The organism is Paramicrobacterium humi (assembly GCF_900105715.1).
Lineage (GTDB): Bacteria > Actinomycetota > Actinomycetes > Actinomycetales > Microbacteriaceae > Paramicrobacterium > Paramicrobacterium humi.
Window position 1 is genome coordinate 2,031,356 of record NZ_FNRY01000001.1, and the last position, 17,721, is coordinate 2,049,076.

Below are 17,721 nucleotides of genomic sequence, written 5' to 3' on the forward strand. Positions count from 1 at the left end.
CCTTTCGATGTTCTACTTCCGCGAACTCTTCATCCTCGCGAATTCTCAGCTCGGCTTCTCCGCGTTCGGCCGTGTGTAATACCACCAGGCCAGCCACGAGCACACGGCGCACCAGATCGCGCACACGATGAAGAACGCGAGCGGGCTCATGACCGAGAGCGCCATTCCGACCAGGAACGGGCCGAAAGCGCCGATGGATGCCGTCCAGCCGATCGTGCCGCCCGCCTGCACCTTCGTGAAGATCATCGGCATCTGTTTGAAGGTTCCGGCGTTGGCGAAGCCGGAGAAGAAGAAGATGATCATCATCCCGGTGAGGAAGCCCCAGAACTGGTTCACGCTCGTCGGAGTGAGGAAGAAGGCGGTGACGACGGTTCCGAGGGTCATGCCGAGACCGCCGATGAAGGTGAAGATCGCGCCGCCCCACTTGTCGCACAGGGGACCGCACGCGGCGCGGATGCCGGCACCGAGCAGCGGGCCGATCCAGGCCCACGCGAGCGGGTTCGGGGCGTTCTCGAAGCCGCCGTAGACGTTGCGGATGATGAGGCCCGTCTGCGCGGCGAGGCCGGAGAAGGCTCCGAAGGACATGAGGTAGAGGGCCGACATGATCCACGTGTGCTTGAGGCGGAAGATGTCGAGCTGCTGTCGGAAGTTCGCGGTCACGGGCACGCGACGCAGGAAGACGATCGCGGCGACCGCGGCGAGCAGCACCCAGGGGATGAGGACGAGGCCGCCGTTGTGCAGCCAGACGAGCGTGCCGTCGGTCTGCGACTGCGGCGTGAGCGCGGCGGTGCCGAGGAGGCCGAACCCGACGACCCACGGCACGAGCAGCTGCACGACGCCGATGCCGAAGTTGCCGATGCCGGCCTGCAGGCCGAGCGCGGTGCCCGAGAGCCGCTTCGGGAAGAAGTAGCTCGTGGAGGCCATGAGGCCGCTGAAGCTGCCGCCGCCGACGCCCGCGCTGAACGAGAGCGTCATGAGGAACCAGAACGGAATCGTGGGGTCGCGCACCGCGAACGTCCAGCCGAGCATGGGCAGCACGAGCAGCAGCGCCGACAGTGTCACGAGCGTGCGCGTGCCGAGGATCGGCGGCAGGAACATGAACACGAGGCGGATGAGCCCGCCCGCGAGACCGGGAAGCGCGACGAGCCAGTACAACTGCTGGTCGGTGAGGTCGTACCCGATGTCGTTGAGCCGCGGCGCGATGGCGCTCACGAGATACCACGTCGCGAACGCGAGGATCATCGTGTACGTCGTGATCCACAGCGTGCGCCACGCGAGCTTGCTGTCCCAGGTCTCCGGGTTCTCCGGGTTCCAGTTCGACAGGTCGGATTTCAGGCCAGCGGAAACTCCCCCGATGTCGGCCTTTGCGTCCACAGCGCCTCCCTTGACGGTATACGCCGAGCCCGACCGTCCCTCCCGATCGGGCTGCCTTGTCGGGAGCCTAGCGCACTACCAGTGGGGCAGGACAGGCTAACTCGGCGTGGCCCCGACTCGTATTCGAGGCCTCGTTACGCTAATTTCTACAGCTCGTAGAACGCTTTCGAGGGGGCGCGCGACCGTGTTTAATCGGGAATCCTCCCGTTTTCTACGAGTCGTAGAAATCTCGCCGCCATCGCCTACACTGTCGGTATGAGCCGCCCAACGGACCAGGCCGCCGTCATCACCGTCTCCGACCGCGCGGCGGCCGGAACCTACGCAGACGCCTCGGGTCCGCTCGCCGCGGAGCTGCTCGGCGCCGCCGGCTGGACGACGAGCGTCACCGTCGTGCCCGACGAGCAGGACGCCATCGCGGGCGGCATCCGCTCGGCCATCGACGCCGGCGCCCGGCTCGTCGTGACGACCGGTGGCACGGGCATCGGGGCGCGCGACGTGACGCCCGAGGCCACGGCGCCGCTCCTGCGCCTGCGCCTGCCCGGCATCGCCGAGCAGATCCGTCGCGTCGGCGCCGAGAAGCTGCCGCAGGCTCTGCTCTCGCGCGGCATCGCCGGCATCTGCGGCGACGCGCTCATCGTCAACCTCGCCGGCTCGCCCGGCGCCGTCCGCGACGGCATTCCGGTCGTCCTCGGGGTCGCCGCCCACGTCGTCGCGCAGCTGGACGGTGGTGACCACTCGTGATCGCCTTCGCGCGCGTCAGCGACGCCGACCTCGATCCCGCCGCGCACCTCGATGCTGTCGCGGCGCCCGAGCAGGGTGCGACGGCCCTGTTCGTGGGGACCGTGCGGGACAACGATCCGGATGCCGCCGGCCGCGTCGTGCGACTCGACTACTCCGCGCACCCCGACGCCGAGCGGATCCTCGCCGAGATCGCGGCCGGACTCGACGGACCGGGACTGCGCATCGCGGTGAGCCATCGGGTCGGATCGCTCGACGTGGGTGGCCTTGCCATCGTCGCCGCGGTATCGTCGGTGCACCGGGCTGATGCCTTCGACGTGAGCCGCGCGCTCGTGGAACGCGTGAAGGCGGAGCTCCCGGTGTGGAAGAAGCAGGTCGAGAGCGACGGGTCCTCGTCGTGGGTCGGCCTGGGGAGGCTGGCTCGTGAGCACTGATCCGTTCGAGGGCCCGCTCGTCGACCGGTTCGGCCGCGTGCACCGCGACCTGCGCATCTCGCTCACCGACAAGTGCAACCTGCGCTGCACGTACTGCATGCCCGCTGAGGGCGTTCCGTGGCTCGCGAAGCAGAACCTGCTCACGACCGACGAGATCGAACGCGTCGCCCGCGTGCTCGCTCGCCTCGGCATCGTCGAGACCCGGCTCACGGGCGGCGAACCGCTCTTGCGGCCCGACGTCGTCGACGTCGTGCGCCGCCTCGCGCGAATCGAGGGGGAGCGCGGCCCGCTGCGGGTCTCGATGACGACGAACGGCATCCGCCTCGACCGGCTCATGGACGACCTCGTCGACGCCGGCCTCGAGCGGCTCAACATCAGCCTCGACACCGTGCGGCCCGACCGCTTCGCCGAGCTCACCCGCCGCGACAAGATCGAGGACGTCTTCGCGGGAATCGAGGCCGCTCGCGCCTCCGGTCTTCGCCCGCTCAAGCTCAACACGGTCGCGATGCGCGATGTCAACGACGACGAGTTCTGCGACCTGCTGCGCTTCGCGAAGGCTCACGACGCGGAGCTGCGCTTCATCGAGCAGATGCCGCTCGACGCGGGCCACATCTGGTCGCGCGTGAAGATGGTGCAGGGTGAGGAGATCCTCGAGAAGCTCTCGGCCGAGTTCACGCTCGAGGAAGTGGGCGAGCGCGGCTCGAGCCCCGCGCAGCTGTTCCTCGTCGACGGCGGTCCGACGACGGTGGGCGTCATCGCCTCGGTCACCGCGCCGTTCTGCGGAGCCTGCGACCGCGTTCGGCTTACGGCCGACGGTCAGCTGCGCAATTGCCTGTTCGCCCGCGAGGAGTCCGACCTGCTCGGGCTGCTGCGCGCCGGCGGAAGCGACGAGGACATCGCCCGGATGCTGCGGCAGAACATCGAGGGCAAGCGCGCCGGGCACGGCATCGACGATCCCGGGTTCCTGCAGCCCGACCGCCCGATGTCGGCGATCGGCGGCTGAGTCATGCGGCGTAATGTGACGGCGCGGTGCGCTAGCCAAGCCGTGTGACGCGGCATCCGTAACACTCGACCGATGCGGGCCGGCACAGTGTGAGGATCGGGACATGACTTCCTCACTCGACTCGCTTCCCATCCTTGACCTGTCCCGACTCGACGCCGGCCCCGACGAGGCCGACGCGTTCCGCGCCGAACTGCGTCAGGTGACGCACGACGTCGGCTTCTTCTACCTCGTCGGGCACGGCGTGCCGCAGGACCTCATCGACGAGGTGCTCGCGGTCTCGCGCCGCTTCTTCGACCTGCCCGAGGAGCAGAAGCTCGCGATCGAGAACACGGGCAGCGCTCAGTTCCGCGGCTACACGCGCGTCGGCGGCGAGCTGACCCACGGCGACGTCGACTGGCGTGAGCAGATCGATATCGGCGTCGAACGGGATGCCGTGACGGCCGAGGGCGCCGCCGACTACTGGCGGCTCGAGGGGCCGAACCTGTGGCCCGAGCAGCTGCCCGAGCTGCAGCAGGTCGCGACGCGCTGGATGAACGAGCTCGGCGCCGTCGCGCTTCGCCTGCTGCGCACGTGGGCGCAAGCGCTCGGCGCGCCCGACGACGTGTTCGACGAGGCGTTCGCCGAGGACCCGTTCTCGCTGCTCAAGATCGTGCGCTACCCCGGCGAGTCGAACCCCGAGCCCAAGCAGGGCGTCGGCGCCCACCGCGACGGCGGCGTGCTCACGCTCCTGCTCGTGGAGCCCGGGAAGGGCGGGCTGCAGGTCGAGCACGAGGGGGAGTGGATCGAGGCGCCCTCCGTGTCCGGCGCGTTCGTCGTCAACATCGGCGAGATGTTCGAGCTCGCGACGGGCGGCTACCTCAAGGCGACGCTGCACCGCGTGATCTCGCCGATCATCGGCACCGATCGCATCTCGATCCCGTTCTTCTTCAACCCGAAGCTCGACACCGTCATGCCGCAGCTTCCGCTCAGCCCCGAGCTCGCCGCGGAGGCGCGCGGACTCTCGGTCGATCCGACGAACAGCCCCATCCTCGACACGTACGGCGACAACGCGCTGCGCTACCGGCTGCGCGCCCACCCGAACGTGGCCGAGGTGCACCACGCCGACCTGCTCGCGGCACGCGCCGCGCAGTAGAAGGGCGCGCGCGCCGCGCTACCCGCCGGCGAAGGGCGGCAGCACGTCGACCGTCGCGGCATCCGGAACCGTGTCGTCGTCGGTGAGACGGCTGCCGTCGACGAGAAGCGAGCAGCGGCCGAGCACGCGCGCGAACTCGGCGCCGTGCTCGGCCGTGAGCGCCGTGCGCAGCGCGCCGAGCGTGATCGGGCCGGCGAGGCTGCCTTCCTCGCGCCCGGCCGCGTCGGCGGCGCCGGCGAAGTAGCGGATCCTCACGACTGCCTCCGCTCGATGAGCTCGCGGGTCGTCGCGGCGGCGGCATCCGGTGTCATGCCCTTCGCGACGGCGAGGCCGACGAGGTAGGTCGTGAGCGGACCGGCGGGGCGCGTGATGCCGTGCGCGGCGTCGCGCGTGAGATCGAGCAGCAGGCCCGTCGGCACGTCGGCGGGGTCGAGCCCGAGCGCGGGAGCCAGCTCGGCGACCCAGGCGTCGAGGTCCTCAGGTGTGTCAGGCATGGGGTTCCCTTCTCGTGCTTCGATAGTGGTCGATGGCCGCCCAGGTATCAAGGTCGACGGCGGCGCCGTGCGCGTCGGGCACCAGGACGGTGCGGATGCCGCCGACGAGGCGCCTCATCGACGCGTCGTGCGGGGTGGGCAGCGCCGCGAGCGCCGTGCGCAGCGCGGCCGTGCGGTAGCGGCCCGCGAGCCACTGCGGCCGGCCGTCCGCGTCGGCGAGGATCACGGCGTCGGCCTCGTCGGGGATCGGCACGGGGCGAAGCAGCGCGACGATGTCGGCCGCGCGCGGCAGGTCGCACGCGAGCAGCCACGTCTCTTCCGCCGCCGCGTTTTTCTGCAGATCGTCGCGGCGCGCCGTGTCGAGGGCACCACGTGCGGCGTGTCGCGGCGTTCTGCAGAAATTAGCCCCGAGCGCGCCAAGAGCGGCGGCGAGCCCGGCAACGGGGCCGCCGTACGGCGGATCCTCGCGCACGACCGTGACGCCCGGTCGGGCGAGGTGCGCCGGGCCCGCGACGACGACGGGGGAGCAGTCGGCGACAGCCGCGAGCACGTGGTCGAGCAGCATCCGCCCGTCGACCTCGACGGAGGCCTTGTCGGCCCCGCCGAGCCGGGACGCGCGCCCGCCGCCGAGCACGATCGCCGCGGTCATGGCCGCGCCCAGTCGCCGCTCTTGCCGCCCGTCTTGCGCAGCAGCTCGACGCGTTCGATCGACACGGACTTGTCGAGGCCCTTGACCATGTCGATCACGGTGAGCGCCGCGACGCTCGCGGCCGTGAGAGCCTCCATCTCGACGCCCGTGCGATCGGCCGTGCGCACGGTGGCCTCGATCGCGACCCCGTCGTCGACGATCTCGAGGTCGACGGCCGCGCCGTGCACGCCGATCACGTGCGCGAGGGGCAGCAGCTCGGGCGTGCGCTTGGCGGCCTGGATGCCTGCGATGCGCGCGACCGCGAGCACGTCGCCCTTCGGCACGCTGCCGCCGCGCAGCGCCGCGATGATGTGCGGCGCCGCCCGCACGAACGCCCGCGCGGTCGCGCTGCGCACGGTCGGAGTCTTCTCGGTCACGTCGACCATGCGCGCGTTGCCGGCGGCGTCGAGGTGGGTGAAGGGCTGGGCGGCATCCGTCATGAGAGCACCATCACCGTCACGGCATCGCCCTCGGCGACGCGCTCGATGTCGGCGGGCACGATCGCGAAGCCCTCGGCGTCGGCGAGCGAGCTCACGAGGTGCGAGCCGCTCCCGCCCGCGGACGCCGGCTGCGCGATCTGGTCGTTGAATACGACGGGCAGCACTTGCGTGCGGTTCGGCGGCGTCGTCCAGCTTGCGCCGGCCGTGCGCGTGATGAGCGGCCGGTCGATGTCGGCGTGCCCGGCCATGGCGCGCAGCGCGGGCCGCACGAACATCTCGAACGACACGGCGACGCTCACGGGATTCCCGGGCAGGCAGAACAGCAGCGCCCCCGACGCGGCCGTGCCGAAGCCCTGCGGTTTGCCCGGCTGCATCGCGACGGCGTCGAAGTCGACGGATGCCAGGGGGCCCAGCACCGCCTTCACGACGTCGAACGCGCCCACGCTCGCGCCGCCCGAGAGCACGACGGCGTCGGAGTCGGCCGTCGCCGTCTCGAGCACGCGACGCAGCTCGTCCTCATCGTCGGGCACGGTGAGCGTGTGCGTGACGAGCGCTCCCGCGTCGCGCAGCGCGGCGCCCAGGAGCACGGAGTTCGATTCGGGGATCTGCCCGCGCCCCGGCGTGGCCGAGGGGGCGACGAGCTCGGAGCCGGTGGAGATCACGGCCACGCGCGGCCGGCGGACGACCGCGACCGTGTCGTGGCCGGCGGAGGCGATCGCCGACAGCTGCCATGCGCCGAGCTTCGTGCCCGCCTCGACCGTGACCGTGCCGGCGGGGGAGTCCTCGGCCGCGTGGCGGATGTGCGCGCCTGGCTTCGGCTCGGCCGTCACAATGATCCACTCGGGCGGGGCCGTGCTGATCGCGGTGCCGAGGTCGGTGGCCTCAAGCGGCACGATCGCGTCGGCGTCGGAGGGGACGGGAGCGCCCGTCATGATGCGCGCGGCCTCGCCGGCGCCGAGCGCGGGATCGAGCGCGGAGCCGGCGGGCACATCGGCGACGACCCGCAGGCGGGCGCCCTCGGCGGCATCCGCTCGCCTGACGGCGTAGCCGTCCATGGCCGAGTTGTCGAACAGCGGGACGGCGAATCGGCTCACGACCTGCTCGGCGAGCACGAGGCCGAGCGCGTCGGCGAGGGGGACGCGCTCGGTCGGCAGCTCGGTCGCGGCGGCGAGGATGCGGTCGCGGTGCTGCTGGATGGGGATCATGCCCGGCTCCTCGACGACCATTCGGCGTAGCCGCCGTCGAGCACGCGGATGTCGGCGCCCGGATGCGCGGCGGCGAGGGCGCGGGCGGCGGCGCGGGCGCGCGGTCCCTCTTGGCAGAACACCACGAGCGTGCCGTCGACGGTGACGGATGCCGGGTCGCCCAGCACCCCGGACAGGGGAAGCGACACGGCGCCGGGGATGCTGCCGCGCGCGAACTCGTGCGGTTCGCGCACGTCGAGAAGCGTCGCGCCGGAAAGCGCGTCGAGCTCGTCGACCCCGATGCGAGACACGGCGGGCCTGCCGGGCGAGGCGGGAGCGGCATCCGGAACCCGTCTCGTCGTGGGGGCGAGAGGCACCTCCCGCATGCGCATGCTCAGGGCGTCGAGCACGAGCATGCGGCCGAGCAGGCTGTCGCCGGCGCCGCAGATGAGCTTGACGGCCTCGGCCGCGAGGATGCCGCCGAGCTGGCCGCAGAGGGCGCCGAGCACGCCGGCCTCCGCACAGGAGGGGACCTCGCCGGCAGCGGGCGGTGTGGGGAACACGTCGCGCAGCGTGACGGCGGGGCCGGCCGGCGGTTTCGACCAGAACACGGTGGCCTGGGCGTCGAAGCGCAGCACGGATCCCCAGACGAGCGGGACGCCGATCGCGGCGCACGCGTCGGCGACGGCGTAGCGGGTGTCGAAGCTGTCGCTGCCGTCGATGATGAGGTCGTAGCCGCCGAGCATCGTCTCGGCGTTGGCTGGCGTGAGCCGCTCGCGGTGCTCGATCACGCGGGTGTGCGGGGAGAGCTCGCGGATGCGGCGCGCGGCGACCGTCGCCTTCGGCTGCCCGACGTCGGCGGTGCCGAAGATGACCTGCCGCTGCAGGTTGGTGATGTCGACGGTGTCGTCGTCGACGATGCCGATCGTGCCGACGCCGGCCGACGCGAGATAGAGCAGCACGGGGGAGCCGAGGCCTCCCGCGCCGAGAACGCCGACCTTCGCGGCGAACAGGCGGCGCTGCGCGAGCTCGCCGAGCTCGGGCAGCTTGAGCTGCCGGGCGGCGCGCACGAGCTCGTCGGCGGGAAGCTCCGCGACGGGGTCCACGAGGGGAGGAAGAGCCATGCTCCCACGCTAGCGCGCAGCGCGCTTCCGTGGGTCCCTCGTCGTCGTGACTATTGGACGGCCGCGGCCTCCTCAGCGCTCGCTGTCCAACTCCGCCATGGCGGGCGCCGGGTAGCGCTCGCCCTTCGCGGCTCCCTGTGGCACCAGCGCGTCGATTCGTGCGAGCTCGTCATCGTCGAGCGTGACGTCGCAGCTGCCGATCATCGATTCGATCTGATCGATCCGCCGCGCGCCGACGATCGGCACGATCGACTCGTCTTGCGCCGCGACCCACGCTATGGCGAGCTGCGCGAGCGTTGCGCCGTGGGCGTCGGCGATCTCGCGGAGCGGCGCGACGAGCGCCCGATTGTGTTCGAGGTTCGCGCCTTGGAGACGAGGGAACAGGGCCCGGGCGCCTCCGGTCGTCCCTCCGCCGATGATGCCCTTCGCGAGCACGCTGTAGGCGGTGATCCCGATGCCGAGCTCGCGGCAGGTGTCGAGGATGCCGTTGCGCTCGATGTCGCGGCTGAGGAACGAGTACTCGATCTGCACGTCGCTGATCGGGGCGACGGCCGCTGCGCGGCGGATCGTGTCCGCGCCGACTTCGCTCAGGCCGATGTGGCGGACGTACCCGCCCTCGACGAGCTCCTGCACGGCGCCGACGGTGTCCTCGATCGGCACGTGCGGGTCGAGCCGTGCCGGTCGGTAGATGTCGACGTGGTCGGTGCCGAGTCGCTGCAGCGAGTAGGTCAGCGAGCTCTTCACCGCTTGCGGACGACCGTCGAAGCCGGAGGGTATGCCGGTCGGCGTCACGTGGGCGCCGAACTTCACCGAGAGGACGGCGTCGTCGCGGTGCCGCTCGCGGAGCGCACCGGCGATGAGCATCTCGTTGTGGCCCGCCGCATAGAAGTCGGCAGTGTCGATGAGCGTGCCCCCGGCGTCGAGATACGCGTGGATGACCCGCACGCTCGCCTCGTCGTCCACGGGACCGTACGCCCCTGAGAGGCTCATGCCGCCGAGAGCGGGCGAAGTGACGTGGGGGCCGTTCGCGCCGAGCCGGCGCCTGTTGAGTTTCGTCATGGCATCCAGCTTCGGCCGCCAGCGCGATCGGCGGCAGGCACGATCTATCCAGGGAGGCGCCGTCCCTGGATACCGGGACGGCCGAGGCGCAGGATGGGTACGTGTTCGATCGCACAGGCCTTGCCGACTTCCTCCGCCGACGCCGCGAGACACTGCGGCCGGTCGATGCCGGCATCCCCGTGGGAAACCGGCGACGCACTCCCGGGCTGCGCCGCGAGGAGGTGGCGGCCCTCGCCGGTATCTCCACCGACTACTACTCCCGGCTCGAGCAGGCCCGCGGCTCTACGCCATCGGCATCCGTCATCGCCTCACTTGCTCGAGCGCTCCAGTGCGATCTCGACCAACGCGACCATCTCTTTCACCTCGCCGGCGTGGCAGCGCCTCCTCGCCGCGCCGGCGGCCACGTCCGCCCGGGCCTCATCGCCTTGGCCAATCGCCTCGTCGACATCCCCGTCATGATCACCACCGACCTGGGTGAGCTCGTCTGGCGCAACGCGCTTGCCCAAGCCCTCATGCGCGACTTTCCCGAAGGGTCCGAGGGGCCGCGGAACGTGATCTGGCGGTGGTTCGCTGAGCCGATGTCGCGGCCGATGCCCGAAGCGGAGTGGGCGCGGATCTCCGCCTCGCACGTGAGTGACTTGAGAGCGGCGCACGCGCGCCGTTCCGCGGATGCCGAGGTGACGAGACTCGTCAACGACCTGGTAGCCCGTAGTGCCGAGTTCCGCGAGCTCTGGAGCCGGCACGACGTCGGGGTTCGGCGGTCGGACATCAAGACCGTGGTTCACCCGGAGGTCGGACTCGTCCAGCTTCGCTGCGAGGTGCTGCTCACTCCGGCCGAAGACGTGGAACTGATCGCGTTCTTCCCGCTCGAGGGAACCGACGCCGACGAGAAGCTCCAGCTACTGCGGGTCATCGGCAGCCAGCAGTTCTCGTCAGCGGGTGGAGCTCTTCCTGCCCCCGCACGAGAAGAGGGCTCCGACCACGATCCTGGCCGCTGACGCGACCGATCTCGACGCGCAGCAGCCGACGAGGAAGAATGGGCGCATGAGCGATGTCGCGAAAGTCACCTCATCCGTCGTGTTCGTCACCGAGCTGGATCGGACGGTCGAGTTCTATTCCGCGGTCTTCGGGTGCGAGGTCGCCCTCAACGAAGACTCGGGCGCCCTGCTTCTCGCTCGGGAGGATTCCAGCTTTACATCATCGCCAAGGGAGAGAGAGCGGCGCATCCCTCCGGCGACATCGGAACGCAGTACTTGATGTGGGGGACCGACACTAGTGAGGCGTTGGGCCGGTTCACGAAGGAGCTTTCGTCCCGCAACTGCTACATCGACACCCACACGAGCGGCGACGTGACATTCGTCGAGGGGCGCGACCCGGACGACATCCGCATCGTCATCGCCTATCCGAGCCCGAGCGAACGGCCGCGCTCGATCCTGGACAGCCGCTTCTACAGCTGATTCGGCGAAGCGCCCTCAGTTCGGCCAGTAGCACGGCGCGTCGAGCGTGGCAGACGGCGTGTCGACGCGTTCTGCAGAAATTAGGGAGAGGGGCACACCGTCAGCCGACGCAGTATGACGACCCGGAGTCGCAAATGCGGAATAAAGGCCATGTCTGTTCCGCAGATGCGGTGCTAGCGTGGCCGCATGACCACGTTTCGCATCAGCGAGGCCGCACCCCTGCTCGGTGTGAGTGACGACACGCTCCGCCGCTGGATCGACCAGGGCCAGCTCCCGTCGGCGAAGGACGCCGTGGGCCGCACGGTGGTCGACGGCGCCGACCTCGCCGCGCACTTGACGAGCGCGGCATCCGGTCCCGATGACCCCGTGTCCCGTGCGTCGAGCGCCCGCAACCGTTTCGTCGGCATCGTCACGAACGTCATCAGCGACACCGTCATGGCGCAAGTGGAGATGCAGTGCGGTCCGCACCGCGTCGTCTCGCTCATGTCCAGCGAGGCGGTGCGCGAGCTCGGCCTCGAGGTCGGTTCCCTCGCGACCGCGATCGTCAAGGCCACGACCGTGATCGTCGAAACGCCGGAGAGGAAGTGATCGCCGTGCGTCGATTCCCGAAGGCTCTCGCGGTGCTCGCCGCGGCGGCTCTGCTCACGGGGTGCGCCGGCTCGGCGCCCGCCGGCGAACGGAGCGCAGCGGCATCCGACCCCCTCATCATCTTCGCGGCCGCGTCGCTGCAGGGCTCCTTCGACGAGCTCGCGGCCGAGTTCACGGCTGCGCATCCCGAGTACCCTGTCGCCCCGATCACGTATGACGGCTCGCAGGCCCTCGCGACGCAGATCGTGGACGGCGCCGACGTCGACGTGATCGCGTTCGCGAACGAGCCGAGCCTGACGCCGGTGACGGACGCCGGCGCCGTTGACGACAGCACCATCTTCGCCACGAACACGCTGCAGATCGCCGTCGCGCCGGGGAACCCGAAGGGGATCACGGACCTGTCCGACCTCGCGAACTCCGATCTCACGGTCGTGCTGTGCGCCGCGGAGGTGCCGTGCGGCACCGCCTCGCACACGCTGCTCGATGACGCGGGCGTCTCCGTGTCGCCCGCGAGCGAGGAGACGAACGTCACGAGCGTCGTGACGCGCGTGGAGAACGGCGAGGCCGACGCGGGGCTCGTGTACGCGACCGACGTCGCCGCATCCGACGGCAAGCTCGACGGCGTGACGCCGGCGAACGCCGACAAGGCCGTCAACCGGTACCCCATCGCCGTGTCGAAGAACGCGCCGAGCCCGACGGCGGCGAAGGCCTTCGTCGACTTCGTGCTCTCGGACGCCGGACAGGGTGTGCTGAAGAAGTACGGATTCGGGCGGCCGTGACGCTGCCGCGCGGCCTCTACCTCCCGGCGATCGGCGCGCTCGCGCTCCTCGTGCTGCCGATCGTGGGGCTCGTGTCGCGCGTGCACTGGGCGACGCTGTGGCAAGACCTGTTCTCGGTCTCGTCGCTCACGGCCCTGTGGCTGTCGATCTCGACGGCGGCGTGCGCGACGGCCGTCTGCGTCGTGCTCGGGATGCCGCTCGCGGTCGTGATCGCCCGGTCCTCCGCGCGCACGGCGGCGGTGCTGCGCACGATCGTTCTCGTGCCGCTCGTGCTGCCGCCCATGGTCGGCGGTCTCGCGCTGCTCGCCCTGCTCGGCCGGTCGGGGCTCGTCGGCAAGCCGATCTTCGAGGCGACGGGTTTCAGCCTGCCGTACACGACCGCGGCCGTCGTCGTCGCGCAGGCGTTCGTGGCCATGCCGTTCCTCGTGATCACGCTCGAGGGGACGCTGCGCACCTCCGGCGTGTCGCACGAGCAGCGCGCCGCGACGCTCGGAGCGGGACGCTGGCGGGTGCTCACGCGCGTGACGCTGCCGCTCATTCTCCCAGGGCTCGCCGCGGGCACCGTGCTGTGCTTCGCCCGCGCGCTCGGCGAGTTCGGCGCGACGGCGCTGTTCGCGGGCAATGCCGCGGGCGTGACCCGCACGATGCCCCTCGCCATCTACACCGCCTTCAACGGCGTCGGCGTGACGCAGGACTCCGCCGTCGCGCTCTCCCTCCTGCTTCTCGTGTGCGCGGCGATCATCGTGGGCGGCATGCGCTCGTGGCGAGCGGACGCCGTGCGATGAGCCGCGTGGACAATCGCCTCGCCGCGTATGTCACCGTCGCGCGCGCCGACTTCGAGGTCGATGTCGCGCTCGAGGTCCCCGCGGGTGAGTGTCTCGCCATCCTCGGCGAGAACGGCGCGGGAAAATCGACGCTTCTGCACGCGCTCGCCGGGCTCACCCCGCTCGACGCGGGAGAGGTTCGCCTCGGCGCGCGGCTGCTCGAGCGCGCGGGTGGCGAGCGGCTGCGCCCCGAGCAGCGCCGCGTGGGCCTGCTCGACCAGAAGCCGCGCCTGTTCCCGCACCTGACGATCGCGCGCAACATCGCGTTCGGGCCGCGCTCGCAGGGCATCGGTCGGCGAGAATCCCGGCAGATCGCCCTCGACTGGCTGCGCCGCGTCGGCCTCGAGGCCCGCGCGGACGCGAAGCCGCACGAACTCTCCGGCGGGCAGCAGCAGCGCGTCGCGATCGCACGCGCGTTCGCGTCGCAGCCGCACGTGCTGCTGCTCGATGAGCCGTTCGCGGCGCTCGACGCCGAGAGCGTGCCGACCGTGCGCCGCATGCTCGTCGACGAGCTCGCCCGCACGAGCACCACGAGCGTCGTCGTCACGCACGACCTCGCCGACGCCTGGCAGCTCGCGGGCAGCTGCCTCGTTGTCGCGCGGGGGCGTGTGATCGACAGCGGCTCCCCGGCGGAGCTCGCGGTGCGCCCGCGGCATCCGTTCACCGCCGCCCTCGCCGGATACGGCGTGGTGCGCGGAACGCACTCCGGGGGAGGGCTCGAGGTCGGCGGAAGACGCCTCGCCGGAACCGTCGAGGGGGACATCGGCGAGGGGCACGCCGCGATCGGAATCCTCGCGCCCTCGGCGGTGCGCGTGAGCGCGACGGACGGTAGCTGGCCCGCCGTGCTGACCGCGGTCTCGGCGCGCGCGGGCGTCGTGAAGCTCGAAGACGGCGCGGGCTTCGCCGCGGAGATCGGCCTCGACGAGGCGGTGCGTCTCGCGGGCGGTCGCCTCCCGGCATCCGGTGATCGTCTCTGGTTCACGCCCGAGCCCGCGCACCTGAGAATCGTCTCGGCAACCATGTTCTACGACGCGTAGAACAGTGTAGGTTTAAACCGCACGCTTGCGCAGAAGGGGTGACTGTGTCCCGATCGATCTACATCACATCCGCTGAAGGCCACACGGGCAAGTCCACGATCGCGCTCGGGGCGCTCGACACTCTCTCGCACGAAGTGAAGCGCGTCGGAGTGTTCCGGCCCATCGCTCGCTCGACAGTCGAACGCGACTACGTCGTCGAGCTGCTGCTCGAGCACGACGGCGTCGACCTCGACTACGACGACTGCATCGGCGTGACCTATGACGACGTGCACGCGGATCCGGATGCCGCTCTCGCGACGATCGTGCAACGGTACAAGGCCGTTGAGGCGCAGTGCGATTCCGTCGTCGTGCTCGGCTCCGACTACACCGACGTCGGCAGCCCCACCGAGCTGAGCTACAACGCCCGCATCGCGGCGAACCTCGGCGCTCCCGTTCTGCTCGTTCTCGGAGGGAGAAGCGACCAGGGAAACGGCGAGCGGCTGGGCCAGGCCGACCCGCGCACGCCGAGCGAGATGAGGCAGATCGCCGAGCTCGCGCTTCTCGAGCTGCGCGAGGCGCACGCGGGGCTGCTCGCGATCGTCGCGAACCGCGCGGACCCCGACAGCCTTGACGAGATCGTCTCGAACATCGCGACCGTCGCACCGGACGTGCCGGTGTGGGCGATTCCCGAGGACCCGTACCTTGTCGCCCCGACCGTCGGCACCATCATGGCGGCCGTCGACGGCACGCTCATCAAGGGAGACCCCGAGCTGCTCTCGCGAGAGGCGCTCGGCGTGGTGATCGCGGGGATGAGCATGGAGAACGTGCTGCCCCGGCTCGGCGAGGGCGCCGTGCTCATCATCGCGGCCGACCGCACCGAGACGCTCCTGGCGGTTCTGCTGTCACAGCAGTCGGCGGCGTTCCCGTCGATCTCGGGCGTGGTGCTGAACGGCGGCTTCCCGCTGCCCGAGCCGATCGAGCAGCTCATCGACGGGCTCAAGCTCGCGCTGCCCATCATCTCGACCAAGTGGGGAACCTACGACACGGCGGTGCGCATCACCCACACGCGCGGGAAGCTCGCCGCCGACTCGCAGCGCAAGTTCGACGCCGCGCTCGCCGCGTTCGAGAAGCACGTCGACCGCGAGGAACTGACAAGTCGGCTCGACGTGTCGAAGACCGACGTCGTCACCCCCCTCATGTTCGAGTACGGGCTGCTCTCGCAGGCCCGCAGCAATCGCCGGCACATCGTGCTGCCCGAGGGCGATGACGACCGCGTTCTGCGCGCGGCGCACACGCTGCTCGCGCGCGAGGTCGCGGAGCTCACGATCCTCGGCGAGCGGTTCGAGGTCATGGCGCGGGCGATCGAGCTCGGCCTCGACCTCTCGAAGGCGGAGGTGCTCTCACCGTTCGACCCGGTGCTCTCGACGCGGTTCGCCGAGGAGTACCACCGTCTACGCGTCCACAAGGGCGTCACGATCGAACAGGCTCGCGAGATCGTCACCGACGTGTCGTACTTCGGAACCATGATGGTGCACCTGGGCCTCGCCGACGGCATGGTGTCGGGCGCCAGCCACACGACGGCGCACACGATCCGGCCCGGCTTCGAGATCATCAAGACGAAGCCCGACACCTCCGTCGTGTCGAGCGTGTTCCTCATGGCCCTCGAGGATCGCGTGCTCGTGTACGGCGACTGCGCGGTCATCCCCGACCCTACGGCAGAGCAGCTGGCCGACATCGCGATCTCGTCGACGGCGACGGCGCAGCAGTTCGGCATCGAGCCGCGCGTCGCGATGCTCTCGTACTCGACGGGGGAGTCGGGCTCGGGCGCCGACGTTGAGAAAGTGCGCGAAGCGACCGCTCTCGTGCGCGAGCGGATGCCGGAGCTGCCCGTCGAGGGGCCCATCCAGTATGACGCGGCCGCGGATGCGGCCGTCGCCGCGACGAAGATGCCCGAGTCGCAGGTCGCGGGACGCGCGACGGTGTTCATCTTCCCCGACCTCAACACGGGCAACAACACGTACAAGGCCGTGCAGCGCTCGGCCGGCGCTGTCGCGATCGGCCCCGTGCTGCAGGGGTTGAACAAGCCGATCAACGACCTCTCGAGAGGGGCTCTCGTGCAAGACATCGTGAACACCGTTGCGATCACCGCGATCCAGGCGGCGACAGCATGACCGCCGTCCTCGTCATCAACTCGGGCTCGTCGTCGTTCAAATACCAGCTGCTCGAGATGGACAGCGAGACGATGCTCGCCCACGGCCTCGTCGAGCGCATCGGCACGCCCGAAGCCCATCTCGTGCACGACATGAGCGAGAACGGTGAGAGCGAGAAGTTCGAGAAGACCCTCGAGATCCGAGACCACACGCACGGCTTCCAGGTGATGCTCGACGCGTTCGCCGAGCACGGTCCTTCGCTCGAGCAGCATCCGCCCGTCGCCGTCGGCCACCGCGTCGTCCACGGCGGCGCTCGGTTCTTCGAGCCGACTGTCGTCACGCCGCTCGTGCGCATCAACATCGAGGATCTCTCCGAGCTCGCGCCGCTGCACAACCCGGCGAACGTGCAGGGCATTGATGCCGCGCAGAAGGCGTTCCCGGACGTGCCGCACGTCGTCGTCTTCGACACCGCCTTCCATCAGACGCTGCCGCCCGCCGCGTACACCTACGCTCTCAACGCGGAGGTCGCCCAGAAGTACCGCGTGCGCAAGTACGGCTTCCACGGCACGAGCCACAAGTACGTGTCGGAGGAGGCGGCCAAGTTCCTCAGCCGGGACCTCGGCTCGCTCAACCAGATCGTGCTCCACCTGGGCAACGGCGCCTCCGCGACAGCGGTGGCCGGCGGCAAGTCCGTCGAGACCTCGATGGGCCTCACGCCGCTCGAAGGTCTCGTGATGGGAACCCGCACGGGCGACATCGACCCCGCGGTCTCCTTCCACCTCCACCGGCGCGCCGACATGGACGTCGCCGAGCTCGACGAGCTGTTCAACAAGAAGAGCGGCATCTACGGCCTCTCGGGGCTCCGCGACATGCGCGACCTGACCGAGCAGGCGAATGCCGGGAACGCGAAGGCGCGCGCGGCGCAAGACGTGTACGTGCACCGTCTGAAGCAGTACATCGGCGGCTACTACGCGCAGCTCGGCCACGTGGACACCATCATCTTCACCGCGGGCATCGGCGAGAACAGCGTCGAGATCCGGCGGGAGGCCCTCGCGGGGCTCGATGAGCTCGGCATCGTCGTCGACGACGCCCGAAACGAGGCGCGGTCTCGTGAGACTCGGGTGATTTCAAGCGATGAATCGCGCGTCACGGTGCTCGTCGTGCCGACGAACGAGGAGCTCGAAATCGCGCGTCAGACGCTCTCTGTCATCTAGTCCGCCACGTGGGGGACAATTGT

At 70.3% G+C, this 17,721-nt stretch carries 21 protein-coding genes; 13 read left to right on the forward strand and 8 right to left on the reverse strand.

Translation table 11 applies throughout. The features are described 5' to 3' along the window. Positions 1–45 precede the first annotated feature (45 nt). The gene (locus BLV49_RS10055) at positions 46–1,374 is read right to left on the reverse strand and encodes an MFS transporter (RefSeq protein ID WP_245723608.1); all 1,329 of its coding nucleotides are present in this window, start codon (positions 1,372–1,374) and stop codon (positions 46–48) included. Positions 1,375–1,629: 255 nt separating this feature from the next. On the opposite strand from BLV49_RS10055, the gene BLV49_RS10060 reads away from it, so the two are divergent. The 4 genes from BLV49_RS10060 (at position 1,630) to BLV49_RS10075 (ending at position 4,681) form a co-directional block, all read left to right on the forward strand. Continuing rightward, on the forward strand, positions 1,630–2,115 hold the full coding sequence (locus BLV49_RS10060; protein WP_091183465.1) for a MogA/MoaB family molybdenum cofactor biosynthesis protein: 486 nt from the start codon (positions 1,630–1,632) through the stop codon (positions 2,113–2,115). Continuing rightward, complete coding sequence (locus BLV49_RS10065) at positions 2,112–2,546, forward strand: molybdenum cofactor biosynthesis protein MoaE (RefSeq protein WP_091183468.1); 435 nt, start codon at positions 2,112–2,114, stop codon at positions 2,544–2,546. The genes BLV49_RS10060 and BLV49_RS10065 overlap by 4 nt, the downstream gene beginning before the upstream one ends. Continuing rightward, positions 2,536–3,549 (forward strand): GTP 3',8-cyclase MoaA, encoded by a 1,014-nt coding sequence (moaA, locus tag BLV49_RS10070; RefSeq protein ID WP_091183470.1) that lies wholly within the window; start codon positions 2,536–2,538, stop codon positions 3,547–3,549. Before BLV49_RS10065 ends, moaA begins: the two co-directional genes overlap by 11 nt. 103 nt (positions 3,550–3,652) lie before the next feature. Next, complete coding sequence (locus BLV49_RS10075) at positions 3,653–4,681, forward strand: isopenicillin N synthase family dioxygenase (protein ID WP_091183473.1); 1,029 nt, start codon at positions 3,653–3,655, stop codon at positions 4,679–4,681. A gap of 18 nt (positions 4,682–4,699) precedes the next feature. Here BLV49_RS10075 and BLV49_RS10080 read toward each other — a convergent pair whose 3' ends face one another. The 7 genes from BLV49_RS10080 to BLV49_RS10110 form a co-directional block, all read right to left on the reverse strand. Then, a complete protein-coding gene (locus tag BLV49_RS10080; protein WP_091183475.1) occupies positions 4,700–4,936 on the reverse strand; it encodes a MoaD/ThiS family protein in 237 nt (78 codons plus the stop codon). Next, positions 4,933–5,175 carry a DUF6457 domain-containing protein gene (locus BLV49_RS10085; RefSeq protein ID WP_091183478.1) on the reverse strand — a complete coding sequence of 81 codons (243 nt, stop codon included), beginning with the start codon at positions 5,173–5,175 and terminating at the stop codon, positions 4,933–4,935. Before BLV49_RS10085 ends, BLV49_RS10080 begins: the two co-directional genes overlap by 4 nt. Next, the gene (gene mobA, locus BLV49_RS10090; protein WP_091183481.1) at positions 5,168–5,824 is read right to left on the reverse strand and encodes a molybdenum cofactor guanylyltransferase; all 657 of its coding nucleotides are present in this window, start codon (positions 5,822–5,824) and stop codon (positions 5,168–5,170) included. The genes BLV49_RS10085 and mobA overlap by 8 nt, the downstream gene beginning before the upstream one ends. Next, positions 5,821–6,303 (reverse strand): cyclic pyranopterin monophosphate synthase MoaC, encoded by a 483-nt coding sequence (gene moaC, locus BLV49_RS10095; protein WP_091183483.1) that lies wholly within the window; start codon positions 6,301–6,303, stop codon positions 5,821–5,823. The genes mobA and moaC overlap by 4 nt, the downstream gene beginning before the upstream one ends. Beyond that, complete coding sequence (locus BLV49_RS10100; protein WP_091187174.1) at positions 6,300–7,508, reverse strand: molybdopterin molybdotransferase MoeA; 1,209 nt, start codon at positions 7,506–7,508, stop codon at positions 6,300–6,302. Before BLV49_RS10100 ends, moaC begins: the two co-directional genes overlap by 4 nt. After that, entirely contained in the window at positions 7,505–8,611 is a 1,107-nt protein-coding gene (locus BLV49_RS10105; RefSeq protein WP_091183488.1) for a ThiF family adenylyltransferase, read from the reverse strand. Before BLV49_RS10105 ends, BLV49_RS10100 begins: the two co-directional genes overlap by 4 nt. Before the next feature lie 72 nt (positions 8,612–8,683). Then, positions 8,684–9,670, reverse strand: coding sequence for an aldo/keto reductase (locus BLV49_RS10110; protein ID WP_218132618.1), 987 nt, complete (start codon positions 9,668–9,670; stop codon positions 8,684–8,686). Positions 9,671–9,771: 101 nt separating this feature from the next. On the opposite strand from BLV49_RS10110, the gene BLV49_RS10115 reads away from it, so the two are divergent. The 9 genes from BLV49_RS10115 (at position 9,772) to BLV49_RS10150 (ending at position 17,698) form a co-directional block, all read left to right on the forward strand. Beyond that, the gene (locus BLV49_RS10115) at positions 9,772–10,668 is read left to right on the forward strand and encodes a helix-turn-helix domain-containing protein (RefSeq protein ID WP_091183491.1); all 897 of its coding nucleotides are present in this window, start codon (positions 9,772–9,774) and stop codon (positions 10,666–10,668) included. Positions 10,669–10,714: 46 nt separating this feature from the next. Beyond that, complete coding sequence (locus BLV49_RS10120) at positions 10,715–10,927, forward strand: VOC family protein (protein WP_091183495.1); 213 nt, start codon at positions 10,715–10,717, stop codon at positions 10,925–10,927. Positions 10,928–10,953: 26 nt separating this feature from the next. Beyond that, positions 10,954–11,127 (forward strand): hypothetical protein, encoded by a 174-nt coding sequence (locus BLV49_RS16895; protein WP_176980809.1) that lies wholly within the window; start codon positions 10,954–10,956, stop codon positions 11,125–11,127. A gap of 186 nt (positions 11,128–11,313) precedes the next feature. Next, a complete protein-coding gene (locus tag BLV49_RS10125) occupies positions 11,314–11,715 on the forward strand; it encodes a TOBE domain-containing protein (RefSeq protein ID WP_091183498.1) in 402 nt (133 codons plus the stop codon). After that, a complete protein-coding gene (gene modA, locus BLV49_RS10130; RefSeq protein WP_091183502.1) occupies positions 11,712–12,494 on the forward strand; it encodes a molybdate ABC transporter substrate-binding protein in 783 nt (260 codons plus the stop codon). The genes BLV49_RS10125 and modA overlap by 4 nt, the downstream gene beginning before the upstream one ends. Then, on the forward strand, positions 12,491–13,279 hold the full coding sequence (modB, locus tag BLV49_RS10135; RefSeq protein WP_091183505.1) for a molybdate ABC transporter permease subunit: 789 nt from the start codon (positions 12,491–12,493) through the stop codon (positions 13,277–13,279). Before modA ends, modB begins: the two co-directional genes overlap by 4 nt. A gap of 5 nt (positions 13,280–13,284) precedes the next feature. After that, positions 13,285–14,355: a sulfate/molybdate ABC transporter ATP-binding protein gene (locus BLV49_RS10140; RefSeq protein WP_176980810.1), complete on the forward strand. Its 1,071-nt coding sequence runs from the start codon at positions 13,285–13,287 to the stop codon at positions 14,353–14,355. 44 nt (positions 14,356–14,399) lie between these two features. Continuing rightward, a complete protein-coding gene (gene pta, locus BLV49_RS10145; RefSeq protein ID WP_091183512.1) occupies positions 14,400–16,505 on the forward strand; it encodes a phosphate acetyltransferase in 2,106 nt (701 codons plus the stop codon). Then, positions 16,502–17,698, forward strand: a complete 1,197-nt coding sequence (locus tag BLV49_RS10150) for an acetate/propionate family kinase (protein WP_091183515.1) — start codon at positions 16,502–16,504, stop codon at positions 17,696–17,698. The genes pta and BLV49_RS10150 overlap by 4 nt, the downstream gene beginning before the upstream one ends. The last annotated feature ends 23 nt before the right edge of the window (positions 17,699–17,721 follow it).